General features: G+C 71.4%; 23 protein-coding genes. 14 read left to right on the top strand and 9 right to left on the bottom strand.

Features of this window, described 5'->3' with window-relative positions; translation table 11 throughout:
* Positions 1-30: 30 nt before the first annotated feature.
* Positions 31-1092 carry an alpha/beta fold hydrolase gene (locus RKD23_RS36310; RefSeq protein ID WP_424857601.1) on the bottom strand — a complete coding sequence of 354 codons (1062 nt, stop codon included), beginning with the start codon at positions 1090-1092 and terminating at the stop codon, positions 31-33.
* 250 nt (positions 1093-1342) lie between these two features.
* Here RKD23_RS36310 and RKD23_RS36305 point away from each other — a divergent pair, with 250 nt between their 5' ends.
* The 3 genes from RKD23_RS36305 (at position 1343) to RKD23_RS36295 (ending at position 3995) form a co-directional block, all read left to right on the top strand.
* Complete coding sequence (locus RKD23_RS36305) at positions 1343-1774, top strand: Ohr family peroxiredoxin (RefSeq protein WP_424857600.1); 432 nt, start codon at positions 1343-1345, stop codon at positions 1772-1774.
* A gap of 397 nt (positions 1775-2171) precedes the next feature.
* On the top strand, positions 2172-3350 hold the full coding sequence (locus RKD23_RS36300) for an alpha-hydroxy-acid oxidizing protein (protein ID WP_424857599.1): 1179 nt from the start codon (positions 2172-2174) through the stop codon (positions 3348-3350).
* A 63-nt stretch (positions 3351-3413) separates the two neighbouring features.
* Positions 3414-3995: an SUKH-4 family immunity protein gene (locus RKD23_RS36295; protein ID WP_424857598.1), complete on the top strand. Its 582-nt coding sequence runs from the start codon at positions 3414-3416 to the stop codon at positions 3993-3995.
* 78 nt (positions 3996-4073) lie between these two features.
* Here the strand turns inward: RKD23_RS36295 and RKD23_RS36290 are convergent, their stop codons facing one another.
* Positions 4074-5378, bottom strand: coding sequence for a M28 family metallopeptidase (locus tag RKD23_RS36290; RefSeq protein WP_424857597.1), 1305 nt, complete (start codon positions 5376-5378; stop codon positions 4074-4076).
* Positions 5379-5591: 213 nt separating this feature from the next.
* On the bottom strand, positions 5592-6521 hold the full coding sequence (locus RKD23_RS36285; RefSeq protein WP_424857596.1) for a class I SAM-dependent methyltransferase: 930 nt from the start codon (positions 6519-6521) through the stop codon (positions 5592-5594).
* A 204-nt stretch (positions 6522-6725) separates the two neighbouring features.
* On the opposite strand from RKD23_RS36285, the gene RKD23_RS36280 reads away from it, so the two are divergent.
* Positions 6726-8105 (top strand): phosphatase PAP2 family protein, encoded by a 1380-nt coding sequence (locus RKD23_RS36280; protein WP_424857595.1) that lies wholly within the window; start codon positions 6726-6728, stop codon positions 8103-8105.
* A 90-nt stretch (positions 8106-8195) separates the two neighbouring features.
* Here RKD23_RS36280 and RKD23_RS36275 read toward each other — a convergent pair whose 3' ends face one another.
* A complete protein-coding gene (locus tag RKD23_RS36275) occupies positions 8196-8711 on the bottom strand; it encodes a hypothetical protein (protein WP_424857594.1) in 516 nt (171 codons plus the stop codon).
* A gap of 226 nt (positions 8712-8937) precedes the next feature.
* Here RKD23_RS36275 and RKD23_RS36270 point away from each other — a divergent pair, with 226 nt between their 5' ends.
* The 5 genes from RKD23_RS36270 to RKD23_RS36250 all read left to right on the top strand — a co-directional run bounded on the left by RKD23_RS36270 (position 8938) and on the right by RKD23_RS36250 (position 15099).
* Positions 8938-10416, top strand: a complete 1479-nt coding sequence (locus RKD23_RS36270; protein ID WP_424857593.1) for a glutamate--cysteine ligase — start codon at positions 8938-8940, stop codon at positions 10414-10416.
* Positions 10417-10527: 111 nt separating this feature from the next.
* The gene (locus RKD23_RS36265; RefSeq protein WP_424857592.1) at positions 10528-10938 is read left to right on the top strand and encodes a cytidine deaminase family protein; all 411 of its coding nucleotides are present in this window, start codon (positions 10528-10530) and stop codon (positions 10936-10938) included.
* Between the two features lie 184 nt (positions 10939-11122).
* Positions 11123-12538 carry a phosphotransferase gene (locus RKD23_RS36260; protein WP_424857591.1) on the top strand — a complete coding sequence of 472 codons (1416 nt, stop codon included), beginning with the start codon at positions 11123-11125 and terminating at the stop codon, positions 12536-12538.
* Entirely contained in the window at positions 12535-13059 is a 525-nt protein-coding gene (locus RKD23_RS36255) for an NUDIX domain-containing protein (RefSeq protein ID WP_424857590.1), read from the top strand. The genes RKD23_RS36260 and RKD23_RS36255 overlap by 4 nt, the downstream gene beginning before the upstream one ends.
* A gap of 198 nt (positions 13060-13257) precedes the next feature.
* Positions 13258-15099: a hypothetical protein gene (locus RKD23_RS36250; protein WP_424857589.1), complete on the top strand. Its 1842-nt coding sequence runs from the start codon at positions 13258-13260 to the stop codon at positions 15097-15099.
* Positions 15100-15135: 36 nt separating this feature from the next.
* Here the strand turns inward: RKD23_RS36250 and RKD23_RS36245 are convergent, their stop codons facing one another.
* Positions 15136-16350: an ROK family transcriptional regulator gene (locus RKD23_RS36245; protein ID WP_424857588.1), complete on the bottom strand. Its 1215-nt coding sequence runs from the start codon at positions 16348-16350 to the stop codon at positions 15136-15138.
* 172 nt (positions 16351-16522) lie between these two features.
* Between RKD23_RS36245 and katG the strand changes: the two genes are divergently transcribed.
* Entirely contained in the window at positions 16523-18712 is a 2190-nt protein-coding gene (gene katG, locus RKD23_RS36240) for a catalase/peroxidase HPI (protein WP_424857587.1), read from the top strand.
* A 58-nt stretch (positions 18713-18770) separates the two neighbouring features.
* Here katG and RKD23_RS36235 read toward each other — a convergent pair whose 3' ends face one another.
* The gene (locus RKD23_RS36235; RefSeq protein ID WP_424857586.1) at positions 18771-19799 is read right to left on the bottom strand and encodes a saccharopine dehydrogenase family protein; all 1029 of its coding nucleotides are present in this window, start codon (positions 19797-19799) and stop codon (positions 18771-18773) included.
* 101 nt (positions 19800-19900) lie between these two features.
* Between RKD23_RS36235 and RKD23_RS36230 the strand changes: the two genes are divergently transcribed.
* On the top strand, positions 19901-20845 hold the full coding sequence (locus tag RKD23_RS36230) for a helix-turn-helix domain-containing protein (protein ID WP_424857585.1): 945 nt from the start codon (positions 19901-19903) through the stop codon (positions 20843-20845).
* Between the two features lie 89 nt (positions 20846-20934).
* Here RKD23_RS36230 and RKD23_RS36225 read toward each other — a convergent pair whose 3' ends face one another.
* The gene (locus RKD23_RS36225; RefSeq protein WP_424857584.1) at positions 20935-21537 is read right to left on the bottom strand and encodes a TetR/AcrR family transcriptional regulator; all 603 of its coding nucleotides are present in this window, start codon (positions 21535-21537) and stop codon (positions 20935-20937) included.
* A 145-nt stretch (positions 21538-21682) separates the two neighbouring features.
* On the opposite strand from RKD23_RS36225, the gene RKD23_RS36220 reads away from it, so the two are divergent.
* From RKD23_RS36220 to RKD23_RS36210, 3 genes are all read left to right on the top strand, one after another.
* A complete protein-coding gene (locus RKD23_RS36220; protein WP_424857583.1) occupies positions 21683-22609 on the top strand; it encodes an NAD(P)-dependent oxidoreductase in 927 nt (308 codons plus the stop codon).
* A gap of 72 nt (positions 22610-22681) precedes the next feature.
* Entirely contained in the window at positions 22682-23146 is a 465-nt protein-coding gene (locus tag RKD23_RS36215; protein WP_424857582.1) for a DUF6098 family protein, read from the top strand.
* Positions 23147-23468: 322 nt separating this feature from the next.
* On the top strand, positions 23469-23972 hold the full coding sequence (locus RKD23_RS36210) for a hypothetical protein (RefSeq protein WP_424857581.1): 504 nt from the start codon (positions 23469-23471) through the stop codon (positions 23970-23972).
* A 33-nt stretch (positions 23973-24005) separates the two neighbouring features.
* Here RKD23_RS36210 and RKD23_RS36205 read toward each other — a convergent pair whose 3' ends face one another.
* Positions 24006-24254 (bottom strand): hypothetical protein, encoded by a 249-nt coding sequence (locus RKD23_RS36205; protein WP_424857580.1) that lies wholly within the window; start codon positions 24252-24254, stop codon positions 24006-24008.
* 177 nt (positions 24255-24431) lie between these two features.
* Complete coding sequence (locus RKD23_RS36200; protein WP_424857579.1) at positions 24432-25397, bottom strand: polysaccharide deacetylase family protein; 966 nt, start codon at positions 25395-25397, stop codon at positions 24432-24434.
* Positions 25398-25401 lie beyond the last annotated feature (4 nt).

Here is a 25401-nt window from a genome sequence, read left to right as displayed (position 1 = left end):
CGTGTGTCTCCTTGGTCCGTCGGCGCACCCTCAGAGGTGGTCGGCGTCGACGACGGCCTGCGCGAAGGCGGTCGGCGCCTCCTGCGGCAGGTTGTGGCCGATGTCCGCGAGGGTGCGGTGCTCGTAGGGGCCCGTGAAGTGGTCGCGGTACGCGGAGCCGTCGCCGGGCTGGGTGAAGGGATCGAGGGCCGGGTCGAGGGTGATCGTGGGGACGTGGATGGGCGGCCGCGCGGCGAGCTGCGCCTCGTAGCGGCTGTAGCGGCGGTCCCCCTCGACCAGACCGATGCGCCAGCGGTAGTTGAACAGCACGACGGCCGCGTAGTCGGGGTTCTTGAACGCCTCGGCCGTGCGCTGGAAAGTGGCGTCGTCGAAGGCCCAGTTGGGCGAGACGAGGGTCCACACATAGCGGCACAGGGCGATGCGTTCGTCGACGTTCTCCATCGCCTTCTTCCCTCGCTCGGTGGCGAAGTACCACTGGTACCACCAGTTGCGCTCGACGGCCGCCGGCGCGGGTTCCTGCTGGGCCTTGAGGTCGGTGATCAGATAACCGCCCGTCGAGACAAGGGCCTTGACCCGCTCCGGCCACAGGGCCGCGATGATGTCGGCGGTGCGCGAGCCCCAGTCGAACCCGGCGAGCACCGCCTTGTCGATCTTGAGGGCGTCCATCAGGGCGATGATGTCCCGCGCGACGGCGGACTGTTCGGCCGTGCGGGGCGTACGGCGGGACAGGAAGCGTGTGCCGCCGTGGCCGCGCAGATACGGCACGATCACGCGGTACCCCAGCTCGGCGAGGAGCGGGGCGACGTCGACATAGCTGTGGATGTCGTAGGGCCAGCCGTGCAGGCACAGGACGACCGGGCCGTGGGCGGGGCCCGCCTCGGCGTAGGCGATGTCGAGGACTCCCGCCCGGACGTGCTTGAGCGTCCCGAAGGCGGTGTGAGCACCGGGCTCGACGGCGGGCACGGTGGGTGCGTTCCCCCGTGCGTACGAGGCCGTCGTGGCGGTCGCGGTGGACTGCAGGCCGGCCAGCGAGGCCGCTGCCGCGCCGGTGCCGAGACCGACCGCCTTGCCGAACGTACGCCTGTCGATCATGAGTAACCCCTCAGGTCGCGAGCCGTGCCCTGTGTCACCATCAGACTCACACGGAGCACGTCACCTGTCAAACCGGTGACGTGAGAATCTCAAGCAGCCGAATAGGCGAAACTGTCCGATCGGGCGACCACCTTGACCGGTGACGGATCGACTTGCATGATGAGGTCACCGCCTTGACCGGTGACGCCCCTCGGGGGTCATCGGCCCTGCGGTCACTCGAAGCCTTCGACCCAGATGGGGAGCGCGAGCCATGGCAGTCACCTACACCGCCCATGTCGATGTCGACGGAGAGGGCCGCAACGGCGGTCACGTCCGTTCCTCGGACGGCCTGCTGGAGACCCGGCTCGCCATACCCAAGGAGTTCGGCGGCGCGGGCGACGCGACCAACCCGGAGCAACTGCTGGCCGCCGGCTGGGCCGCCTGTTTCCTGGGCGCCCTGCGCCGCGCCGCCGCGGCCCGGAAGATCCGGCTCAGCAGCACCGCCATCACCGCGGAGATCACCCTCACGCACGGCGACGACGGCGAGTTCTCCCTCTCGGCGGTCCTCAGCCCCGTCCTCGGCGGCGTGGATCAGGCGACCGCCGAGGAACTCGCCGACGCCGCCCACCAGATCTGCCCGTACTCCAAGGCCACCCGGAACAACATCCCCGTCACCCTCGACGCCACCGGCATCGCGGCCTGACCCGCCCCCCGACCGCGGGTCCCGTGCCCTCCCCCTGAGGTGCGGGACCCGCCCCACTCACCCTCGACGGGAACGGACGACAACATGTCGGCGACGCCGCAGACCGCCCAACGCCCCACCGAAGCACCGTCGTACGCCAACTCCCTTATCAGGGCGCCCTTTCCAGCGGCAGACGGTCCACTGCCGCCCTCCCCCGACCACGCATCGCCGACCGACACGCAGCTCTGGAGCTGGACGGGCACCGCGGTGCTCCTCGGATTCGGTCCGGCGGCCTCGGACCTCATCTGACCGTGCAGGCGCCGGAACCATGGTGCCCAAGCTCTCCGGTCGGCAGAGTGGGAGCGGCCGCCGCCGGGAAGGTCCCGGGCGCGCGGCCGACGAAAGGGCTGCGATCAGGATGCAGGCGGAATTCGGCGGGCAGTTCGGCGACTACCAGAACGAGATCTACCTCAACGCGCTGTTCGGCGTGCTGCCGGACATGCCGATGACGTACGGCGAACTGGAGGCGCGGGCCGCGGCGGCGCTGCCGGCGTCGGTGCTGTCGTACGTGGCGGGCGGTGCGGGGGACGAGTTCACGCAGCGGGCGAACGTCTCGGCGTTCGAGCGGTGGGGGCTCGTGCCGCGGATGATGGTGGGTGCGGCCGAGCGGGACATGAGGGTGGACCTGTTCGGACTGCGGCTGCCGTCGCCGTTGTTCATGGCTCCGATCGGGGTGATCGGGCTCTGCGCGCAGGACGGACACGGCGACCTGGCGACGGCGCGGGCCGCCCGCAGGACGGGGGTGCCGATGGTGGCCTCGACGCTGTCGGTCGATCCGCTGGAGCAGGTGGCGGGCGAGTTCGGGGACACGCCCGGCCTCTTCCAGCTGTACACGCCCAAGGACCGTGCCCTCGCGGAGAGTCTGGTGCACCGGGCGGAGAAGGCGGGCTTCGGGGGGATCGTCGTCACCCTCGACACCTGGGTCACCGGCTGGCGTCCGCGTGACCTCGCGACCGGCAACTTCCCGCAGTTGCGCGGCCATTGCCTGGCGAACTACACCTCCGACCCCGTCTTCCGCGCCCGGCTGGCGAAAGCGCCGGAGGAGGATCCGCAGGCCGCCGTCCTGGAGTGGGCCGGGGTCTTCGGGCATCCGCTGACCTGGGACGACCTGCCCTGGCTGCGCTCGCTCACCGACCTGCCGATCGTGCTGAAGGGCCTGTGCCACCCCGAGGACGTGCGCCGGGCCAGGGACGGCGGCGTCGACGCCGTCTACTGCTCCAACCACGGCGGCCGGCAGGCCAACGGCGGGCTCGCGGCCATCGACGCGCTGCCCGGCGTCGTCGAGGCGGCGGACGGTCTGCCGGTCCTCTTCGACTCCGGCGTCCGCTCCGGCGCCGACGTCGTCAAGGCACTCGCCCTGGGCGCCACCGCCGTCGGCATCGGCCGGCCCTACGCGTACGGGCTCGCGGTCGGCGGCGAGGACGGCATCGTCCACGTGCTGCGGTCCCTGCTGGCCGAGGCCGATCTGATCATGGCCGTCGACGGCTACCCGACCCTGGCCGACCTGCGTACCGAGGCTGCGCTGCGCAGGAACTGATCGCCCTGCGGTTGACTGGGCCCCGCGATGATCGAACGACACACCACTCATGGGGGCCAGGCAGTGAGCAGCACCGACACTCCGCTGACACCGGACGCGGCATGGCTGGAGGAACGGCTCGGTGAAGGGTCGCTGTGGCGGCCGGACGAGGCCGATCTGCCGGACGAGCTGACCGATGCGCAGTCGAGGGAGTTCCTGCTCACGGTCGGCTTTCCCGCCGTCCGCCTCGGCGGCGTCGGGATCGACACGAGGATCCTGCGGGGCAGGCGCTCGCTGGAGCCCTTCGACGCCGACGAGCTCTACGGCAACCGCTACCCCGACGACGACTCCCCGCCCGAGAACTTCTGCTTCGCCGTGGCGCTGTGGGGCGACCAGCATCTGATGCTCGACGCGGACGGCGGCATCACCCACTACGACCCCAACGGCTGGGACCACGCGGCCGGTTGGAAGGGACCTGCCGCCGACTCCCTCCCCCGGCTGGCCGTTCTCCTCGGCCTGATCGCCGAGTCGAGCGACGCCCTGGAGTCGGACGACGACGCCGTACGCGCGGCCGCCGCCGCCCGTCTGCGGGAGCGCCTGATCGGCCAGGACCCGAATGTGGACGACTCCGAGTTCTGGGACGAGATCTTCGAGTCGCTCGAGTGACGGCCGCCGCTGTCACGGGCTGACCGGCGACCGCCGCGGGACCGGCACCTGCGCCCGGTCCCGCGGCGGCCGACTCCCTTACGGGAAGGTCAGCTTGAAGCTGTTGATGTAGCCGGTGTCGTACGAGGCCCGGTCCTGGACGCGCAGCCTCCAGGTGCCGTTCGCAACCTCGGACGAGGCGTTGACCGTGTAGGTGGTCCGGACGTTGTCGGCCGAGTCGGAGGACGAGTACGGCTTGAGGTTGTAGACGCTGCCGTCGGGCGCGACGAGGTCGACGACCAGGTCACCTCGGTAGGTGTGGACGATGTCCACGCCGACGGCGAGGCTGCTGGGCGCGTTGCCCGTGATGCCGCTGACGGTGACGGAGGAGGTCACCGCGGCGCCGTTGTCGGGGATGGACACGTCGGCCGTGTTCTCGAAGACCTTGCCCGGGATCGTCGTCCCTGAGGACAGGGTCCAGATCGCGTGGGCGATGGCGTCGCTGTTGCGGTCCAGGGCCGTGTCGTTGATGTTCGCGGTGGTGTCGCAGGAGGAGTGGTAGCAGCGGTCGAAGGCCTGCCCGGCCGTGCCGCCCCACTTCTGGGCCTGCGCCGAGGTCTTGGTGTAGTCGGCGCCGGTGAACAGGCCGCCGACGGGTATGCCCGCGTTCTTGAACGGCGCGTGGTCCGAGCGGCCGTCGCCCTCGGTCTCGATCTCGGTGGGTATGCCGAGGCCGGCGAAGTAGTCCTTGAACGTCTTCTCGATCGTCGGGTCGTCGTCGTAGACGAAGTAGCCCGGGTTGGGCGAGCCGATCATGTCGAAGTTGAGGTAGCCGCTGAGCTTCGCGCGCTCGGTGGACGGCAGGTTGTTGACGTAGTACTTCGAGCCGACGAGGCCGAGTTCCTCGGCGCCCCACCAGCCGAACCGCAGGTGCTTGGTGGGCTGGTAGCCCGCCCGGGAGACGGCGAGTGCGGTCTCCAGGATGGCGGCCGAGCCGGAGCCGTTGTCGTTGATGCCCGGGCCTGAGGTGACCGAGTCCAGGTGCGAGCCGGCCATGACGACCTGGTTCGGGTCGCCGCCGGGCCAGTCGGCGATGAGGTTGTAGCCCGTGGCGCCGTTGTACGTGAACTGCTGGAGGGTCGTGGTGTAGCCGGCCGCGTCCAGCTTCGCCTTCACGAAGTCGATGGACGCCTTGTAGCCGGTCCGGCCGTGGGCGCGGTTGCCGCCGTTGGCGGTGGCGATGGACTGGAGGTCGGCGAGGTGCTGCTTGACGTTGGCCACCGATATGTCGGGCGCGGCGGCGGCGACCTCGGCGGTGGCGGCGGGGACGGGCCCGGCGAGTGCGGCGGCGACGGCGACGACGCCGGCGAGTGCCAGGGCAGGTCTGTGGACGGAGAGACTCATGTGGGGGCTCCGTGACTTCCGAACTGAGGATGGGTTGCGGAACGTACGAGACGCCCCGCGGTGTCGGTTGACGCGGGGCGCTGGAGCTGTGTGGTGCCTGTGCCTGATGCGGCCGTGCGGGTGAATGTTCGACTAACACCTGACTCAACGTCAAGAGCAGTGGTCGGCCAGAGCTTTCACAGGCGGCTCAGCCTTCCGGCCGACCGGAGCGGGTCAGGGCGCGGTCTCCCCGGTCTCCCCGGTCCCCTCGATCTCCCCGGTCCCCTCGATCTCCCCGGTCCCCTCGGTTTCCTCGGTCTCCTTGGGCTTCCAGCCCCAGACGGTGAGCATGCCTGCGGACAGCGCGGCGCAGTCGTCGGAGTCCAGGTACCGCGCCGCCGCGTCGACGGTCGCGTCGTCCACCAGGCCGGTGGCGAGCATCGCCGCTCTGCTGCGCTGCCAGGTGTCCGCCCAGAAGCGGCTGATGGGGCTGCCCGGCAGCAGCGGCGGCACATGGACCTCGGCGGCGACCCGGGCGAGCCCCGCTCCGCGCAGCAGTTGCGGGTAGGTCGGCACCCAGGAGACGTCGGTGCCGATGGTGGTCCGCAGCCCCTGCCACATGGCCCGCATCACCGTCGTGTACGGCGTGCTGGGGGTCCGGTCCCCGGTCAGGTCGACCGCGTCGCTGAGCACCAGCACACCGCCCGGCGCGAGGAGCTCGGCCAGGGCCGCGATCAGGCGCTCACGCTCCGGCAGGTGCATCAGCACGAAGCGTGCGTGGACGAGCCGGAACCGGCCGGGGACGGAGTGCGGGGCGGTGATGTCGGTCTCCAGGACCTCCAGGCCGGGCACGGGCCGCTCGGCGACGAACCGTACGTCCCGGTCCACGGCGAGCACACTCGTCACGCCGGCCTCCGCCAGCAGCCGGCGCGAGACGGTGCCGGTGCCGGCGCCCACGTCCAGGCAGCGCCACCCCGCGCCGACCCCGAGTGCCCGCAGTCGCGCCATGGTGATGTCGTCGTAGGCGAGGGCACCGAAGTCGATCCGCTCGCCCTCCCCCGCCTGTTCGGGCCGGAAGACGGCCTCGCCGTAGCGGCCGCCACCGGTGCCGGAGCCGGTGCCGGAGCCGGAGCCGGAGCCGGGGTCATCGTCGGACGTCTTCATCGCCGCATCATCTCCACCGCCGGCCGCCCGCCCGGCCAGGACGCGCCGCACCTGAGCCGAACAGCCCTCGGCCTTCGCTCGTACCTGACCGGCGATAACCCGCGGCCACCTGGATAGCATGTTCGATCTCGCGGTGATCCCCGGTATCGCCCGTCCGACCTGTTCGCCCCATAACTAACAAATCGGCCAAAACAATTGAGATCTATGACATCGCGGTTCTTTCCGCGAATAAACAACGGAAACAGTTCCACCGCGTGGCGTCCGCCGCGGGCGGCGCTGTGGGCCACGGTGGGTGCGGTGGCCCTCGTGTTCCTGGTCGCGCTGGAGATCGCCGCGCGGCACTACGGCATACCGGGACCGATGACCAATCAGGTCAAAGAGGTGATATTCACCCCTAAATCGGGACCACTGCTGTACGCCAGCATGGCGTTGATGATGGTCGTGCTGCCCTGGCGGGAGCGCTTCATCGCACTGGGTGCGGCCGTCGGTATCGACATCGTCTTCCTTCTGGTGCGGTGGACGGCCGACATCGAGAGCAGCAGGAGCTACCCCTTCGGCAACGGCGCGTTGTGGGTGATGCTGGCGTGTGCCGTCGTCGCCGTCACCCGCCGCACCGGCCAGGACCGGGTGCTGCTGCTGAAGGGCGTGGGGCTGGGTCTGCTGCTGGTGGCCGGGCGGAAGACCGGTGACGCCTGGCTGCTCATCACCTCCAAGACGCGTCCGGTCGTGCTCGACCAGTACGTGGCCCTCGCCGACCGCGCGCTGGGCTACCCCTCCTGGCTGGCCGGCCGCCTCGTCGAGGCCACGGGATCGGTCGGGGCCCATGTCCTCGACTGGGTCTACATCCAGCTCGCGGTGGCCGCGGTGGCCGTCGCGCTGTACCAGCTGCGCAACGTGGCGGCCGAGCGGCGCTTCCCGCGCCATCACCTGGTGCGTACGTTCCTGGTGATCGGGCTCCTCGGCCCCGGCATCTACATGCTCTATCCCGTGGTCGGACCGATCTTCGTCTACGGCGCCGACGGCGGGCACTGGGCCCTCGCCGAACTGTGGCCCCACACCCTGCCCCCCACCGGGCCGCCGCACCACATGCCCTTCGACGAGATCACCCCGCGCAACTGCATGCCCAGCCTGCACACCGCCTGGGCCACCGCGATCTTCATCCACTCCCGCACGGGCCCGAGGCTCCTCCGCTACGCCGGGACCTTCTGGCTGATCGCCACCCTCGGCGCGACCCTGGGCTTCGGCTACCACTACGGATCGGACATCGTCGCCGGCGTGGTGTTCACGGTCACGATCGAGGCCGCCCTGCGCGCGCAGGCGTACGGCTGGGACCGCTCGGGCATCCGGCTCGCCGCCTACGGCGCGGCCGTCTTCACCGCGCTCCTCGCGTCCTACCGCTATCTGCCGGTGCAGATGGCCGCACTCCCCTGGCTGTTCGGCCCCCTGCTCATCCTCGCCATGCTCTCGGTGGTCCTCGGCTACGTACGGGTCACCAAGCAGTGGGCAACGCACCCCGGCGCCTTCGTGCCGGCCGGCCGCCGGAGCCCCGAGGACACCCCTGCGGAGCTCGCCGCGCTGCGCTGACAGGTCGCGATCCCGAGGTGACTCCGGACGGTGCCGTGCGGCGCGTCGGAGGGCGGCTCCGCGAGGCCGCCCTCCGCCGGGGCGTGGGTGTCAGCAGCCGCCGCAGTTGTAGTACGTGACGTCCCAGTGGTTGCCCTCGTCGGCGTAGACGTTGCCGGAGCCGGAGCGCCACTGCGGGGCGCCGTCGCCGCGCAGGCCGATGTAGGTGAAGTTGTTCTTGATGTAGTTCCCGATGCAGGTGTACTTGCTGTAGTCGAGCTTGTAGCCGTTCCAGTGCGAGTAGGTGCCGGAGGCGTGGCCGACCTCCGTGCCGCCGGTGATGTTCAGGGCGCAGCCGCTGGCGCGCTTGAGGGTCTGCGCGCCCTGGGCGGTGGCGAGGTTGAGCTGCTCGAAGGACGTACAGCTGGAGTTGTAGCGGTCGGAGCAGTTCCCTGACGACGACCAGGTGATGCCGACCTCGCGGAACATCGCGGTCGCGGTGGAGTGGCTGATCTTCGTGACGGCGAAGGCCTCGCCGGCGGTGCCGACGACGGCGGCACCGGGAGCGACGACGAGCGCGAGGGCGGTCAGAACCGAGCGGAGCTTGGGGGCCTTGATGGCCTTCATGGGGAGGACCTTCCTGCGAGGGGCCATGTTTCCTGTACGGCAGCTGTGCAGGCGGTGCTGTGCGGTGCACGACGATGGTGCCGGGGTCTACGCGCGTTGGCCAGAGGACAAAACGGGAACCTGGCGCACGGCATCACCGTGGGACACGGCGCTGCATGGTCGGAGTGGGCCGGGGGTGCGACGCTGGGAGGTGCGGGGGTCCCTGACGGGCGACCTGGGAGGGCCGATGGGACGGGACGTTCCGGCGATGGTCTTCACCCGCGAGGACCGCCGCCGGTACCGGATCAAGATGCAGGCGTGCCTGGACGCCCTCGCGCAGATGCTGCGGGAGGAGCGGTTCGAGAGCGAGCGGCCCCAGGTGGGGCTGGAGATCGAACTGAACCTGGTCGACGACGCGGCCGAACCTGCCATGCGCAACAGCGACGTACTGGAGTCCATCGCGGATCCGGCGTGGTCCACGGAACTGGGCCGCTTCAACCTGGAGATCAACGTCCCGCCCCGCCGGTTGACGGCAGGCGGCCCCGACTCCTGGGAGTCCGAGATCCGCGACGCGCTCAACCACGCGGAGGCGCGCGCCCGGTCGGTCGGGACGCACCTGGTCATGGTCGGTCTGCTGCCCACGCTGCGGCAGGACGACGTCAGCGGGGCCGCACTGTCGGACAATCCGCGCTACCGGCTGCTGAACGACCAGATCTTCGCGGCCCGGGGCGAGGATCTGCTGATCGAGGTGAGCGGTGTCGACCGGCTGCGCACGTACGCCGACACGATCACTCCGGAAGCCGCGTGCACCAGCACGCAGTTCCATCTCCAGGTCTCCCCGCGGGAGTTCGCCGGCTACTGGAACGCGGCGCAGGCCATCGCCGGGGTCCAGGTGGCGCTGGCCGCCAACGGTCCGTTCCTGTTCGGCAGGGAGCTGTGGCACGAGACCCGTATCCCGCTGTTCGAGCAGGCCACCGACACCCGCCCGCAGGAGATCAAGGTGCAGGGGGTACGCCCCCGGGTGTGGTTCGGTGAGCGGTGGATCAACAGCGTGTTCGACCTCTTCGAGGAGAACCTGCGGTACTTCCCCGCGCTGCTGCCGCTGAGCGACGACGAGGACCCCGTGGAGACGCTGAACCGCGGTGACATCCCGGAGCTGTCCGAACTCACCCTGCACAACGGCACGATCTACCGCTGGAACCGACCGGTCTACGCCGTCGCGCACGGCCGGCCGCATCTGCGGGTGGAGAACCGGGTGCTGCCCGCCGGCCCCACGGTCGCCGACACCCTCGCCAACGGCGCGTTCTACTACGGTCTCACCCGGGCCCTCGTCGAGGAGGACCGGCCGGTGTGGTCGCGCATGTCCTTCGCCGTCGCCGAGGACAACCTGCATGCGGCGGCCCGCCACGGCATGGAGGCGAGCCTGTACTGGCCCGGCACGGGCGAGGTCCCCGTACCCGAACTCGTCCTGCGCCGCCTGCTGCCCCTGGCCCACCGGGGCCTCGAGCTGTCCGGCATGGACGCCGCCTGGCGGGAACCGCTGCTCGGCATCATCGAGCAACGGTGCGTGACCGCACGCAACGGCGCCGTCTGGCAGAAGGAGGAGGTCCACCACATCGAGGACCACGACCACTGCGGCCGCCACGAGGCGCTGCGGCGCATGACGAAGACGTACATCGACTACATGCACCTCAACGCACCCGTCCACACCTGGCCCGTGGACTGACACGCCACCGGCGAAGCCCTCGATACTCACTTGCGCAAGATCGTCACGCCGTCCAATGTCGCCTTGAATCGCTGAAGATCGAGGAATGGCAGATCGAGGAAGGCAGAGACGATGACCACGCACACCCTCCAGGTGGACCACGAACTCGTCCGGGCCGCCGCCGAGGTGGCCCGGACGCGGTGCCGGGGCGACAACCACACCATGGCGGCCGCGGGGCGTGCCCCGGACGGCCGGATCGTCACCGCGGTGAACGCGTACCACTTCACGGGAGGCCCCTGCGCGGAGCTGGTCCTCATCGGTGCGGCGGCCGCGCAGGGGATCTACGAGCTGGACACGATCGTCGCCGTGGGAGACCGCGACCGCGGGGTCGTCCCGCCGTGCGGCCGGTGCCGTCAGGCGCTGCTCGACTACTTCCCCGGCCTCAAGGTCGTCGTCGGCACGGACGACCGCGTCCGGACCGTGAGCATCACCGACCTGCTGCCGGAGACCTACGTCTGGGCCGACCACCAGCTCGACGAGTAGACCGGCACGACGCTCGGGACGGGACATCGGCGTTTCGGCCACGGGCCGTCCGAAAGACATGTGTTCGAAATCCTGAACGCGTCGTTGAACAGGGCGACACAGCGGCGAGCGTCAGGAAGGGAGCGACGTTGGCATCGGGAGGACGACACCACCCTGCGGCTCACCCCGCGACCCGGAGTACGGCATGAGCGGCGGGCAGCAGCGGCACCGCGAGCCGGTCGACGTGCACTTGATCGCGCGGCGGGACACCGTCACGGGCCCGGAGGTCCTGCTCTCCCGCCGCGCCGGGGACGTCTACGCCTCCGGGCTGTGGCATCTGCCGTCCGGCCACCTCGACGGCCCGCACGAGGACGTCGTCGACGCGCTGATCCGGGAGGCCGCCGAGGAGACGGGCATCGTGGTCGATCGTGCCGATGTGCGCTTCGCGGTGACGGTGCACCACCGCGGACCCGGCGGGCGCGCCCGGATCGGTCTGTTCTTCGAGGTCCGGGCCTGGCGTGGCACACCGGCCATCAGAGAGCCGGAGGTGTGCGACGCGATGGGCTGGCACCGGCTCGACGAGCTGCCCTCCCCCATGGTGGCCTACTGCCGGGCCGGGCTGGACGCCTACCGGACGGGGCGTCCGATGGCCGTGCACTTCCAGGAGCCGGACGATCCGATCGCCTACACGCCGGACGCCGACCGGCTCGACCGCCTCCCCGCGGTTACCGACCCGTCGGTCGGCCAACCTGCGCCTGATGTCCGGGAGTTCGCCGAGCGGGCGGTGGGGCGTGTCGTCGAGTGGACGGATGCCTCCTGGGCGCGGGAGGGCAGCCGGGTGTGGCGGGTGCGCGGCGGGGCCGGGGGCACCTGGTTCGTGAAGACTCATCACAGCGAGCGGTTCCACCAGCGGGAGGTGCGGGCCTACCGGACGTGGACACCGGCGCTCGGGGCGGCCGCACCCCGGCTGGTGGCCGCCGACACCGCCCTCCGCACGATCGTGGTCACCGCGCTGCCGGGCCGGCCGCTGTACGGTGCCGTGCTGTCCGCCGAGGAGGAACGCCGGGTCTTCCACGGGATCGGAGCGCTCGCCCGGCTGATACACCGGAACACCGCGCCCCCAGTCCGAGGCCCGTCCGTCGGCAGAGCCGAGCGGCACCTCGCCGCCGCCGAGGCCCATCTCGCCCCGGGCGACGCCGAGTTCGTGCGCTCACTGGTGGAGCGGACAAGGCGACCGGCCCCGCTGGAGTGCGTGCAGACCCACGGGGACCTCCAGCTGCGCAACGTCCTGCGCGCCGACGACGGCACCCTGGCGGTGATCGACTTCGAGCGCAGCGAGCCCGGCCCCGCGGTCCGGGACCTCGTCCGCCTGTCCGACGCGTGGGCCGGCCGACCGGAGCTCTACGAGGCGTTCCTCGCCGGGTACGGGCGTACGCTCACCCGCCCCGAGCAGGAGCGACTCGCCCTGGAAGCCGCCCTGGACTCCGTGTCCGGCATCCAGTACGGCACCGCCCACGGCGACCCCGAGCTCGTCGAACGCGGCCGGCGCACCCTCGCCCGCCTGCGGGCCCAGAGCCTGATTCCCGCCTGCGCCGCTCCTGTGCGAGGAGGCACACCATGACCCATGAGGCACCGGCCGCCCGTGCCTGGCTGCCGCCCGAGCAGTACGCCGAGACGCTCATGAAGGCCACCGGCTTCGCCTGTGTCTTCTTCACCGACGAGGCCGAGCGGCCCCTCCAGCTGCACTCCGTCTACAGCGCGGAGCATCCCTGGCAGCTGCCCGGCGGCACGATGGAGCCCGGGGAACGGCCCTGGCAGACGGCCGCGCGGGAGTGCCGCGAGGAAACCGGCATCGAAGTCGACGGACCGACCCCGTTGCTGGCGGTCGTCTACGGGCTCCCGGGCGACGCGTGGCCGTACAGCACGATGGGCGTCGTCTTCGACGGCGGCCGGCTCACCGAGGCGCAGATCGAGTCCATCGCGCTGGATCCCGAGGAGCACGACGAGGTGCGCGTTCTCGCGCTCGACGACTGGCGGCCGCTGATGCCGCCGACGGACTTCGCACGGCTCAGCGCCGTGATGGCGGCCCGGCGTACCGGCGTCGCCGCCTACTTCGACACCTGGGACTGGGAGACGGAGTGAGCGGGGCCGAGCCGGCCCGGCATTACTTGCCCGGATCACTGAACAGCGCCGCCGCCACCAAGCGGCCCCATGTCACGATTCCGTAAATCGATATTTTCTTTCTTGACGCAAGAAACGTTGCCGGACACACTCCCGTCATCCGCAGGCAACCGGTCACCCCGCACCGGCCCTGCCGCACACCACGGACGGAGCCTCGTCATGGCACTTTCCAGGAGGGCCCTGATCTCCGGCACCGCGGCCGGTGCGGGCCTGGCGGCCCTCGCCCCCGCCCCGCCGGCTGCCGCCGGAGGGCCGCCGGTCGTCTCGGTGGCGAGCCGGAACAGCGTCTTCACCCGTTCCGGGGCCGGCCCGCTGTACTGGAACATCTACGGCTGGGCGTTCCCGCACAACGCGCCCATACCGGAGGCCGAGTGGCAGGCCAACATCGACTGGCTGGCCCGTGACTTCGCCCCGCACGGCTACCGCATGGCCTGCACCGACGGCTGGATCGAGGGCTCCAGCAGGACGACCGAGCACGGCTATGTCGTCAGCTACAACGATTCCTGGACCCACGACTGGGCCTACTGGGCGCGCTATCTCGAGGACCGCGGCATGCGGCTCGGCGTGTACTACAACCCGCTGTGGGTGCACAAGGCGGCCGTCGCCGATCGCGGCAAGACCGTCGTCGGGCGGCCGGACGTCCGCATCGCCGACCTCGTCGTCGAGGGCGACTTCTTCGCCTCCGACATCGGCGGCGACAGCCTCTACTGGATCGACGTCACCAAGGACGGCGCCAAGGAGTACGTCCAGGGTTATGTGCGGTACTTCAAGGACCTCGGGGTGCCCTATCTGCGGGTCGACTTCCTGTCCTGGTACGAGGACGGACGCGACTTGGGGCTCGGCCGGGTCAACCGGCCCCACGGCCGCGACAACTACCTCACCGCGCTCGGCTGGATGAGCGAGGCCGCGGGCGAGGACATGGAACTGTCCCTGGTGATGCCGCACCTCTACCAGCACGGCGAGGCGGAGATCCACCACGGCGACATGGCGCGCATCAACGCCGACGCCGACCGCGGCGGCTGGGACCGGCTCAGCGGCGGGCGCCAGGACTGGCAGAACCTGTGGCCGAACTGGTTCAACCCCTTCAGCGGTTTCACCGGGTACGCCGACCGCTCGGGGCGGGGCCAGCTCATCCTCGACGGTGACTTCCTGCGGCTGCACACGTTCGCCGACGACGACGAGCGCCGCACCTGCATCACCCTGATGACCATCGCCGGCTCCCCGCTGACCATCGCCGACACCCACGCCGACATCGCGGGCCACGGCTGGGCCTACACCAACCCCGAGGTGCTCGCCCTGCACCGGCAGGGCCTGGTCGGCAAGCCGTACTTCCGCAACGGGACGTCGTACGCCGACGATCCCTCCAGCCGGGACACCGAGCGCTGGGCCGGGCAGCTGCCGGACGGCAGTTGGGCGATCGCCCTGTTCAACCGCTCGGATGCCCCCGCCACCCGCTCCCTGGACCTGGCCGCGCTGGGCATCGAGGGCACGGCGAAGGTGCGGGACGTGTGGCAGCACGAGGACCTCGGCGAACTGAGCACGGTCAGTGCCGAACTGCCCGCACACGGCTGCCTGTTCGCCACCGTCACGCCCAGCGACCGGTCCCGCTACCAGGCGGCGTTCGCGGCCTGGGGCGGCGGGGCCGGCTTCGCCAACTCGCTGCCCGGCCATGAGGCGATGGGCTATGTCCGTATCGCCGGGGAGCACCAGTCGGTCACCTTCACCGTCGACGCGCCCCGCACCGGCACCTACCGCCTCGGCATGCGCTACCAGGGCGACCGGGCGGCACGGCTCACCCTCGACGCCGAGCGGCCCGACCACACGGTGGTCAGCACGCCCCGCTCGGTCAACTTCCGGGCCACCGGCGGCACCTGGGCCACCCTCCACGGCGAGATCAGGCTGGCCGAGGGCGAGAACCTGATCACGCTCATCCGCGCCGACGGCGACACCGGCGCGGTGGCGTTGAACCACATCGACGTCACCGCGGGCACCCTGAAGTAGACAGCGGGGAACTCAGGACCGGTGACCGCGGCGCCCTCAGGACTGGACGGCGTCCCTGATCACCAGGCAGGCCGCGCCGCGGGCCCACAGGTCGTCGGTCACCGCGTCGACGATGAGTTCGCAGTCCTCCGCCGCGCTGGAGAAAGCGTGTTCGCGCAGCGCGGTCGCCAGGGCGGGACCGAAGAGGTCCTGCGCCGTCACGCCCTCTCCCGCCAGCACGATCTTCTCCAGGTTCAGCAGGTTGCACAGTCCGGCGAGGCCGCGGCCGAGGGCCTCGCCGGACTCCGCGAACGCCGCGAGGGCGGCCTTGGAGGCCGGGCCGCGCCCCGACCGGGCCAGCCGGACCGCCTGCTCGATGTCCTCGCAGTCCTTGAGGCCGGCCGAGCGCAGCCGGCGCAGCACGGCCTCGTAGGAGGCCAGCGCCTCCAGGCAGCCGACGTTGCCGCAACTGCACACCGGGCCCGCGGGATCGAGCGGGAGATGGCCGAACTCGCCGGCCAGACCACTGCGTCCGAGGTGGAGGCGGCCTCCCAGGAACAGGCCGCAGCCCACGCCCGCGCCGACCGTCACCACGGCGAACGACTCGGTGTCCCGGCCGTGGCCGAACCACTGCTCGGCGACGACAAGGGTGTTCACGTCGTTGCTGACGGCCACCGGCAGCCCCGTGGCGGCGGCCAGCGGCCCGGCGACGTCCGCGTCGTGCCAGTCCATCAGGGCCGAGTAGCGGCACACACCGGCTGTCACGTCGACGTGACCGCTCACTCCGACGCCCAGCCCCAGCATCCGCTCGGCGCTGCCGGGGACGGAGGCCGTCAGCCCGCGTACGCCCTCGGCGGTGACGGCGACCGCCGCCTCGATACGCCGGTCGGTCAGCGGCCGCTCCCAGCGGGCGAGGACCTGTGCGCCCAGGTCCGTCAGTACAGCCGTGACTTTGGTGGGGCCGATCTTCACGCCCACCACGAGATGGAGTTCCTTGCGGACCTGGAGCATCCGGCGCGGGCGCCCGACCGCCCCGGCCGCGGAGGTGGGCTCCTCCACGAGGGCGCCGGTCTCCATCAGCGGGTTCACGATCTTGGTGACGGTCGACTGCGACAGTCCCAGCCGCTGCGCCACCTCGGTGCGTGACACCGGCCCGCCGGTCAGGATCGTGGCGAACACATCCGCCCTGGTGCGCCGGCCGATCGGGTCCGGGGCGGCCGTACCGGCCCACAGCCGGGGCGCGATGCGGTCGGCGGGCATCTGGATGGTCACAGTGGGTCTGCCTCCGCTGGTCGGTAGGGATTTTTAGTTTACATGGGCAAGAAAATGCCCCGATATGCGGACTCCGAGACCCCTGCGTGTTCTCGTGGCCGCACCGTCCTCGGTGCGCAACCATGAATACGGCGGTATAGGACATTCGGCAGAGACAGGAAGAAGGTCGGACGTGTCCGGCAGTGAAAGCGAGAACCCAGCAATTCCCTCCCCGACCCCGACGTCGACCCGGCCCAGGACGAATCGGGACTGGTGGCCGAATCAGCTGGACCTTCAGGTTCTCCATCAGCACTCGCCCCGGTCCAATCCGATGGACGAGGACTTCGACTACGCCAAGGAGTTCGCGACCCTCGATCTCGAGGCGCTCAAGCGGGACGTCTTCGAGGTGATGACGACGTCCCAGGACTGGTGGCCCGCCGACTACGGCCACTACGGGCCACTCTTCATCCGGATGAGCTGGCACGCGGCGGGGACGTACCGCATCGCGGACGGCCGGGGCGGCGGCGGCTCGGGCGCGCAGCGTTTCGCCCCGCTCAACAGCTGGCCGGACAACGCGAGCCTGGACAAGGCGCGCCGCCTGCTGTGGCCGGTCAAGCAGAAGTACGGCCGGAAGATCTCGTGGGGCGATCTGCTGGTCTTCGCCGGGAACTGCGCGATGGAGTCGATGGGCTTCAAGACGTTCGGGTTCGGCTTCGGCCGGGAGGACATCTGGGAACCCGAGGAGATCTTCTGGGGCCCCGAGGACACCTGGCTCGGCGACGAGCGCTACACCGGCGACCGCGAACTCACGGGCCCCTTCGGCGCGGTGCAGATGGGCCTGATCTACGTCAATCCGGAGGGGCCGAACGGCGAGCCCGACCCGCTGGCGGCGGCGCGGGACATCCGCGAGACGTTCGGGCGGATGGCGATGAACGACGAGGAGACGGTCGCGCTCATCGTCGGCGGCCACACCTTCGGCAAGTGCCACGGCGCGGTCGACCCCTCCTACATCGGACCCGAGCCCGAGGCCGCGCCCCTCGAACAGCAGGGCATGGGCTGGCGGAACACCTACGGCAGCGGTAAGGGTCCGCACGCGCTCACCAGTGGTCTGGAGGGCGCCTGGACCACCGAGCCGACGCGCTGGGACAACGGGTACCTGGACAATCTGTTCCGCTACGACTGGGAGCTGACGACCAGCCCGGCCGGCGCGAAGCAGTGGACCCCGACGGACCCGGCGGCCCGGGACACGGTGCCCGACGCGCACGATCCGTCCAAGCGGCACGCCCCGATGATGCTGACGACGGACCTGGCGCTGAAGCTGGACCCGGTGTACGGGCCGATCTCCAAGAGGTTCCACGAGAACCCGGAGGAACTGGCGCTGGCGTTCGCCAAGGCCTGGTACAAGCTGCTGCACCGCGACATGGGCCCCCTGTCGCGCTACCTCGGCCCATGGGTCGCCGAGCCGCAGCTGTGGCAGGACCCCGTCCCCGAGGTCGATCACGAACTGGTCGGCGCAGAGGACATCGCGGCTCTCAAGCGCACGATCCTCGCCTCGGGCCTGTCGCTGCCCCAGTTGGTCACCACCGCCTGGGCGTCGGCGGCGAGCTTCCGCGGCACGGACAAGCGGGGCGGCGCCAACGGGGCCCGCATCCGGCTCGCGCCGCAGAAGGACTGGGAGCTCAACGACCTGCCCGAGATCACCGAGACACTGCAGACCCTCGAACGGATCCGGCAGGAGTTCGACAACGCCCAGACCGGCGGGAAGAAGGTCTCCCTCGCCGACCTGATCGTCCTGGGCGGGTGCGCGGCCGTCGAGCAGGCGGCGCAGCGGGCCGGGCACACCGTCACGGTCCCGTTCGCGCCCGGACGCACGGACGCGTCGCAGGAGCAGACCGACGTGGACTCGTTCGCCGTGCTCGAACCCAAGGCGGACGGGTTCCGCAACTATCTGCGGCCCGGTGAGAAGCTGTCGCCGGAGACCCTTCTGCTGGACCGCGCCAACATGCTGAACCTGACGGCCCCCGAGATGGCGGTGCTGATCGGCGGCATGCGGGCCCTGAACGCCGGCTTCAAAGGCTCCCCGCACGGCGTCCTCACCCAGCGGCCGGAGACGCTCACCACCGACTTCTTCGTGAACCTGCTCGACATGAACACGGAGTGGAAGGCCTCGGCCGACACCGAGAACGTCTTCGAGGGCCGTGACCGTGCCACCGGCGAGGTCAAGTGGACCGCGACCGCGGTCGACCTCGTCTTCGGTGCGAACTCCCAGCTCCGCGCGCTGTCGGAGGTGTACGCCGCGAGGGACGCGGACGAGAAGTTCGTCCGTGACTTCGTCGCGGCGTGGGACAAGGTGATGAACCTGGACCGGTTCGACCTGCGCTGACAACAATTCCCGGCCGGCCGCCCACCGCGGCCGGCCGGGGCGTGGACACGTACGCCCGTCAGCCGCTCAGGTCCACCGACAGATGCGGGGACAGGGCGCGCAGGAAGTCGGGCGCGTCGAAGATCTCGCCCGCGGAGGCGACGCCGACCGTGCGGGTGCGCCCGGTGAGGATGCGGTGGACCGCTTCCACGGCGAGCGGCGCGGTGACGGCGTAGATGTCCCGGCCGGTCGCCACGGCCCGGCGTTCGCTGCCGCCGGAGCGTACGACGACGTCGACGACGAAGGTCTGGTCCGATCGTCCGGCCTCGTCGACCGCGGCCGGGGCCGGCGTGTCGGGGTCGCGCACGTCCTGGGCCGCGTCGGCGTTCATGTAGGTGCGCACCTCGGGGACGGCGAGGTGGCTGGGGAGGGTGACGACGTCGGCCATCGTGAACTCGCCGATGACCGTCTGCGGGCCCAGCGGGTCGGGGAACGTCCACTTCAGGACCGGCGGTTCGTCGTGCCGGTACTGCAGTCGTCCGTCGCGGTGGACGACGCGGGCGCCGCCGCGCCGCTCGCCGGACACCCGGCCCGCGAGGCGCGTCCCGGCGGTGGGGTGCCAACTGCTGAGCGCGTAGGCGACATGCGCCTCGTCGGCCGTCGTCCAGTCGCCCATCGCGGCGGTGGCGAGGAGGTCGCCGAGGCCGCCGAAGAAGGCCATGGCGGGGACGATCACCGCTCCTTCGGCGCGGGCGCGGTCGGTGAAGTGCGCGAAGGTGTCGGCGTTGGCCTCGATCTCGGCGGCCACGTCCACGTACGGGATGCCGGCGCGCAGGGCCGCCTCGATGACGGGGGCGGCCGTCGACGCGAAGGGCCCGGCGCAGTTGATCACCGCGGCCGCCCCGGCGAGTGCCCGGTCGAGCGAGGCCGGATCGTCGGCCGACGCCTCATGGGCCTCGTGGCCGGACTCCTCCGCCAGCGCCCGCAGCCTGTCCGCGTCACGGCCGGCCAGGACCGGGACGAACCCGCGTTCCCGCAGCTCCGCCACCACGAACCGCCCGGTGTGCCCGTACGCGCCGAACACCGTCACCGTCTGCCCCGCCGCCATGACCTCTCCCCTGCATCCAGTTGATCGACTGAGGACATCGTGTCCGGGCGGACCGGCCGATCGTGAGTGTCCGGAACGACATGACCCGTACACTTCCGGACATGGCCTCTGTCGCGCTCGCCGTCACCGACGGAATGCTCCACTTCGAACTGTCCATGGCGTACGAGGTGTTCGGCTCGGCACCGGCAGGGGTGACGGTCCCCTGGTACGAGGTCACCGTCTGCGGGCCGCTCCCCGTGCGTGTCGGCCGGTTCCTGCTGGAGCCCGACCACGGGCTCGACCGGCTGCGGGACGCCGACACCGTGATCGTGCCCGGCTGGGCCGACGTCGACGTGGACCCGCCCGTCGAGCTGGTCGACGCGGTGCGGGCCGCTCATGAGGCGGGTGCGCGGGTGGTGTCCCTGTGCACGGGCGCGTTCGTGCTGGCCGCGGCCGGGCTGCTGGACGGAAGGCGCGCGACGACGCACTGGGCGCACACCGAGGTGCTGGCCGAGCGCCATCCGCGGGTGGAGGTCGACCCGGATGTGCTCTACGTGGACAACGGCAGCGTGCTGACCTCCGCGGGGAAGGCCGCCGCGATGGATCTCTGTCTGCACCTGGTCCGGCTCGACCACGGCTCGTCGGTCGCCAACGCGGCCGCCCGCCGGCTCGTCGTACCGCCGCACCGGGCCGGCGGGCAGGCGCAGTTCGTCGCCACGCCGGTGCCCGCCCGGGACGACCATCCGCTCGCCGCGCTGTTCCCGTGGATCATCGAGCGGCTCGACCAGCCGCTGACCGTGGAGGACCTGGCCCGGCGGGCGGGGATGAGCTCACGGCATCTGGGCCGCCACTTCCGGGCGGCGACCGGCACGACTCCCCTGCAGTGGCTGCTGACCCAACGGATACGGCACGCCCAGGAGTTGCTGGAGCGGACCGACGACAGCGTCGACACGATCGCGACGGCCACCGGCATGGGCACCGCCACGACGTTGCGCCGGCACTTCAACCGCACGGTCGGCGTCCCACCGGACACCTACCGCCGTACGTTCCGCTCACGGGCCCGCTGATCAGTTCAGGTAGGGGGCGCGGCCATCGTCGCGCAGAAGTGTGTCCGCCATGCCGTGATCCTCCCAGGGGCGTCCGGCAGGCGCACGCCTCACACCGCGCCTTCCCGTGTCACCGCGGCGTCGAGCAGCGGGCCGAGTTCCGCGGCGACGGTCGTCAGGGCGCGGACGTCCCGCTCGGCGCGGGCGATGAGGAGGGCGCCTTCCAGGGCGCTGATCATGAGGGTGGCGAGCGGTTCGGTGCGCGGGGCGGGGACGCCCAGGTCGGCCAGGGCCCGGGCGACCGGTGCGGTCCAGGTGGCGAAGGCAGCGGCGGCGGCCTCGCGGGTGGACTCGGTGGAGTCCACCCAGTCGACGGTGGCGGCGGCGACCGGGCAGCCCCCGGCGAAGCCCTCCGCCTCGTACTCGTCCGTCCACTGCCGCACCATCTCGGCGAACAGCCCGCTGGGCGTCGGCTCGTCCAGGGCGGCGAGGAAGCGCGCGACGCGTTTCCCGGCGTAGCGGCCGGCCCACGCCACGGCCTCGTTGACCAGCTGTTCCTTCCCACCCGGGAAGTAGTGCTGGAGGGAGCCGCGGGGCGCGCCGGCGTGCGCGGCGACCTCGCGCATGCCGGTCGCGGCGACTCCGTCGCGCCGGATCAGCTGGGCCGCGCTGAAGACCATCCGCTCACGCGGGCCGCGTTCGGACCCCGACATCCTCGACCTCCACCAGCCGTCCTGCACGTACCGCGCGCTCCACTCTATGACCGCTGTCATAGCGACGGCTACTATGACCGCTGTCATAGACCTGGCCGGGACGGCCACGGCTCCGCTCGGACGCGGGCCGGGAAGGCGGTGCGTCATGTACGTCGGTTTCGTCGGCCTCGGTGTCATGGGGCAGCCCATGGCCCTCAACCTCGCCCGCGCCGGGACGCCGCTGATCGTGTGGAACCGTACGCCCGCCCGGTGCGCACCCCTGCGCGCCGCCGGAGCCGAGGTCGCGGCCACGCCCGCCGAGGTGTTCCGGCGGGCCGGGACGGTGTTCCTCATGCTGGCCGACGAGGCCGCGGTGGACGCGGTGCTGGGGCGGGGCACGCCGGGCTTCGCCGCGCGTGTCGCCGGGCGCACCGTCGTCCACATGGGCACGACCTCGGCCGAGTACTCGGAGGGGCTGCGGGCCGACATCCTGGCGGCGGGCGGGCGGTACGTCGAGGCGCCGGTGTCCGGTTCCCGTGTCCCGGCCGAGCAGGGCCGGCTGGTGGGAATGCTGGCGGGGGACGAGGACGCCGTGGCGGCCGTCCGCCCGCTGCTCGCGCCTGTGTGCCACGAGCTGTTCGACTGCGGCCGGGTGCCGGGCGCGCTGCTGATGAAGTTCTCGGTGAACCTGTTCCTGATCACGCTGGTCACCGGGCTGGCCGAGGCGTTCCACTTCGCCGGCCGGCACGGGCTGGACCAGCGGCTGCTGCGGGACGTCCTGGACGCGGGGCCGATGGCCAGTGCCGTGTCCCGGATGAAGGCGCCGAAGCTGCTGGAGCGGGACTTCGCGGTCCAGGCGGCGGCCGCGGACGTCCTGAAGAACAACCGGCTCATCGCCGAGGCCGCCCGCAGTGCCGAGGTGGCGTCTCCGCTGCTCGACGTCTGCCATGCCCTGTACGCCGAGACGGTCGCGCAGGGGCACGGCGGCGAGGACATGGTGGCCGTCCTGCGCGCGCTGGAGTCCCGGACGTCCGGCGGGGCGGGCACATCACCTGCCGGGTCCGGGGCACACGGGCTGGTGTACGGCCCATGAGACGTGGGGTGACACGGGAGGCAGGCGGTACAGCCGACGCCTCCGGCCCACCCCGCCACGCGGGAGTCAGAGATGGAGCACGACGAGAAGGCGCGCACCGACCTGCCGACGTTCACCAGCCTCGACGAGCTGGCCCGTCTCGTCACCGGCCGCAACGGGCTGTACGTGCGCTGGTCGCGCGGTCCGCATGTGGACCTGTCGGACGTGAGCAGCAGGGACGATCTGACCGGCGTGAAGCTGCCGGGCCTGTCGGCCAGCCCCCTGGACGTCGAGGACTGGTGGGGCGAGCGGCCCGTGCACGTCTGGGTGGCCCGGCGGCTGTACGACTACTGCCATCTGCCCCGGGTGAAGGACGGTCCGACCCGGCCGTGGATCCTGCACGGCGCCGAGTCGTCGCGCGGACCGGACAACGAACCCCTGGTCACGGACGTGGAACCGCTGGGCTGGATCGCCGACCAGGTGATCTCGGAGGCGACCCGCGTCATCACGGAGCAGCCCGGACGGTGGGGCCCGCTCGACCGCAACAGCGAGGACTGACCGGGACCCCGCCCGCCTACGTCTCTTCTTCCGGGGTCTCCGGCAGGCACCCGCAGCCGTAGTCGAGACGGCGTGCGGTCTCCACGAGGGACGTGAGCGGGTCCGGGCGGAGGGGGCGCCGGCGCGCGGCGGCCCGGGCACAGCGGCTGACCGCGCGCCAGGCTCTCTTCAGAAGGAACATTTCGGCAGCATTCGCCACGGTCCGCCACCCCTTCCGATGCATAGAAATATCTACCAACATGAACCTCCCGTGTCCGGCGGTCCTGGCAGCAAGGGGGACGTGCGCCCTGCGGACAGGGCTGAGGGCTATCGGAGGTACGCGATGCGAGATCCCGACCGGCGGGCCAGGGAATGGCTGGCCGCCGCTGCCGGCGACCCGCGGGAGTGCAAACGGCAGTGGCGCTCCGCGGCCGGGGTCGCGCTGCTGACCTGCGGGCGGTTCTGGGACGTGCTGAGTGTGTCCGAGGAGCTGGGCGTGCGGGCGCTGGACGCCCTGCTGTGCATTCCTCAGCCGCCCGGGCCCGCGCTCGCGGACGCCGACTCCCGCCGGGTCGGCTTCTTCCTGCCGCCGGAGCCGTCCGGCGGCTGGGTCGGGCCCGACGTCCGGTATCTGGGCCGGGGCGCGCGGATCGTCGCGCCCGCGCCGAACCGGGTCGCGGGGCCCCTGCGCTGGCTGGTCCCGCCCGACGGTCTCGGCACGCTGTTCGTGCCCGCGGCGATGGAGCTGGCGCTGCAGCAGGCGGTCGCCTCGCTCGCCGTGCAGGTCAGGGCCCGGCGGCGGTGCCCCACCTGCGGGGCATCCGCGGCGGACGCGCCCGGCAGCTGAACGGCCGTCGGCCGTCGGCCCGTCGGCCCGTCCTCATCCGCCGTCGGGCGGTCCGGCCGTACGACGCGGAGGCGACTCCCCGATCCACGGGGCCGGCGAGACCAGGGCGGTCCACTGGGCGTCCCGTACGCCCGGGACGGTCCGGCCGCCGGACTGCCATTCCCTGATCAGGGCGGCGTAGATGGGTGGATGAGCCGGAGCTGACCCGTCGGGTTCGCCGTACCGTTGCCGTCGGCCCTCGCCCGCCAGGACGAGGCACCCGGTGGTGACTGTGCGGTCCATGCTGCTGCCAACGCGAACATGCGCGCAGGCGGTACGCCGACCGGGGTGGATGACCCGTATCAGGGGAATCCGCGTCCCTCTTTCGGGGCCATGGGCTTGTCCGACAAGTACGTCCTTCGGGCGCGGTGTGGCGCGGCGGCCGGGGAGGAGGCTGCCGCGCCACGGGGATGCCCCGGGTCAGCCGGCCGTGCAGGTGACGGTCGGCCAGGTCCGGTTGCCGTTGTGCTGGATGGTGACGCCCCAGTTGTTGCCACTGCCGTTGGGCTTCGCCGTCAGCACCTGTGCGCTCGGATAGCTCGCGGAGACGTTCCAGGTGGCGATGACCTTGGCCGGGGAGGGCACGTTCATCGTCACTGTCCAGTTGCTGGAGCCCGTGACCGAGACGTTGAGGTTGTAGCGGTCGCTCCACTGCTGGCCCGCGGACAGGGTGGCCGTACAGCCGCCACCGCCACCCCCACCGCCACCGCTGCCGCCGTCGGGGGCCACGGCGCGGCCGGTCTGCGGGGAGATCATCCCCGCGCACAGGCCGCGGGCGGCCAGGTTCTGCGCGATGCGCGGGATCGCCGCGAGGGTGTTGGCTGGCCAGTCGTGCATGAGGATGACCTGGCCGTTGGTGAGGCGGCCCGCGGCCTGCACGATGGCGTCGGTGCTCGCGCCGTTCCAGTCCTGCGAGTCGACGTCCCAGAGGATCTCGGTCAGACCGTACTTGGCCTCGACCGTCCGCACGGTCGCGTTGGTCTCGCCGTACGGCGGCCGGAACAGCCGGGGCGTGCCACCGCCCGCGGCCGAGATCGCCTGCTGGGTGCGGGAGATCTCGGAGTCGATCTGCGCCTGGGACAGCGTGGTCAGATGCGGGTGGGTGTAGCTGTGGTTCGCGACCCACATTCCGGCGGCGACCTGCGCCCGCACCTGGGACGCGTTGGCGGCGGCGTACTGGCCCTGGTTGAACATTGTGGCCCGCAGCCCGTTCTGGGTGAGGGCGTTGAGCAGGGCCGGGGTGCTGCTGGACGGGCCGTCGTCGAAGGTGAGGCCGACGTATCCGGAGCAGGCGGCGGCCTGCGCGGGGGTGGAGTGCACGGTGAGCGTGCCGGTCAGGGCCATGGCGGCGACCGCCAGTTTCGCGAGCAGGGGACGGAATCTCATGGAC

It is taken from the genome of Streptomyces sp. SAI-170, from assembly GCF_049739565.1.
Taxonomy (GTDB): Bacteria; Actinomycetota; Actinomycetes; order Streptomycetales; family Streptomycetaceae; genus Streptomyces.
This window is presented reverse-complemented; position numbering and strand designations above follow the sequence as displayed.

Coding starts and splice junctions, on each gene's coding strand:
- RKD23_RS36310 (WP_424857601.1), bottom strand. CDS start 1,092: ATGATCGACAGGCGTACGTTCGGCAAGGCGGTCGGTCTCGGCACCGGC.
- RKD23_RS36305 (WP_424857600.1), top strand. CDS start 1,343: ATGGCAGTCACCTACACCGCCCATGTCGATGTCGACGGAGAGGGCCGC.
- RKD23_RS36300 (WP_424857599.1), top strand. CDS start 2,172: ATGCAGGCGGAATTCGGCGGGCAGTTCGGCGACTACCAGAACGAGATC.
- RKD23_RS36290 (WP_424857597.1), bottom strand. CDS start 5,378: ATGAGTCTCTCCGTCCACAGACCTGCCCTGGCACTCGCCGGCGTCGTC.
- RKD23_RS36285 (WP_424857596.1), bottom strand. CDS start 6,521: ATGAAGACGTCCGACGATGACCCCGGCTCCGGCTCCGGCTCCGGCACC.
- RKD23_RS36280 (WP_424857595.1), top strand. CDS start 6,726: ATGACATCGCGGTTCTTTCCGCGAATAAACAACGGAAACAGTTCCACC.
- RKD23_RS36275 (WP_424857594.1), bottom strand. CDS start 8,711: ATGAAGGCCATCAAGGCCCCCAAGCTCCGCTCGGTTCTGACCGCCCTC.
- RKD23_RS36270 (WP_424857593.1), top strand. CDS start 8,938: ATGGGACGGGACGTTCCGGCGATGGTCTTCACCCGCGAGGACCGCCGC.
- RKD23_RS36265 (WP_424857592.1), top strand. CDS start 10,528: ATGACCACGCACACCCTCCAGGTGGACCACGAACTCGTCCGGGCCGCC.
- RKD23_RS36260 (WP_424857591.1), top strand. CDS start 11,123: ATGAGCGGCGGGCAGCAGCGGCACCGCGAGCCGGTCGACGTGCACTTG.
- RKD23_RS36255 (WP_424857590.1), top strand. CDS start 12,535: ATGACCCATGAGGCACCGGCCGCCCGTGCCTGGCTGCCGCCCGAGCAG.
- RKD23_RS36250 (WP_424857589.1), top strand. CDS start 13,258: ATGGCACTTTCCAGGAGGGCCCTGATCTCCGGCACCGCGGCCGGTGCG.
- RKD23_RS36235 (WP_424857586.1), bottom strand. CDS start 19,799: ATGGCGGCGGGGCAGACGGTGACGGTGTTCGGCGCGTACGGGCACACC.
- RKD23_RS36230 (WP_424857585.1), top strand. CDS start 19,901: ATGGCCTCTGTCGCGCTCGCCGTCACCGACGGAATGCTCCACTTCGAA.
- RKD23_RS36225 (WP_424857584.1), bottom strand. CDS start 21,537: ATGTCGGGGTCCGAACGCGGCCCGCGTGAGCGGATGGTCTTCAGCGCG.
- RKD23_RS36220 (WP_424857583.1), top strand. CDS start 21,683: ATGTACGTCGGTTTCGTCGGCCTCGGTGTCATGGGGCAGCCCATGGCC.
- RKD23_RS36215 (WP_424857582.1), top strand. CDS start 22,682: ATGGAGCACGACGAGAAGGCGCGCACCGACCTGCCGACGTTCACCAGC.
- RKD23_RS36210 (WP_424857581.1), top strand. CDS start 23,469: ATGCGAGATCCCGACCGGCGGGCCAGGGAATGGCTGGCCGCCGCTGCC.
- RKD23_RS36205 (WP_424857580.1), bottom strand. CDS start 24,254: ATGGACCGCACAGTCACCACCGGGTGCCTCGTCCTGGCGGGCGAGGGC.
- RKD23_RS36200 (WP_424857579.1), bottom strand. CDS start 25,397: ATGAGATTCCGTCCCCTGCTCGCGAAACTGGCGGTCGCCGCCATGGCC.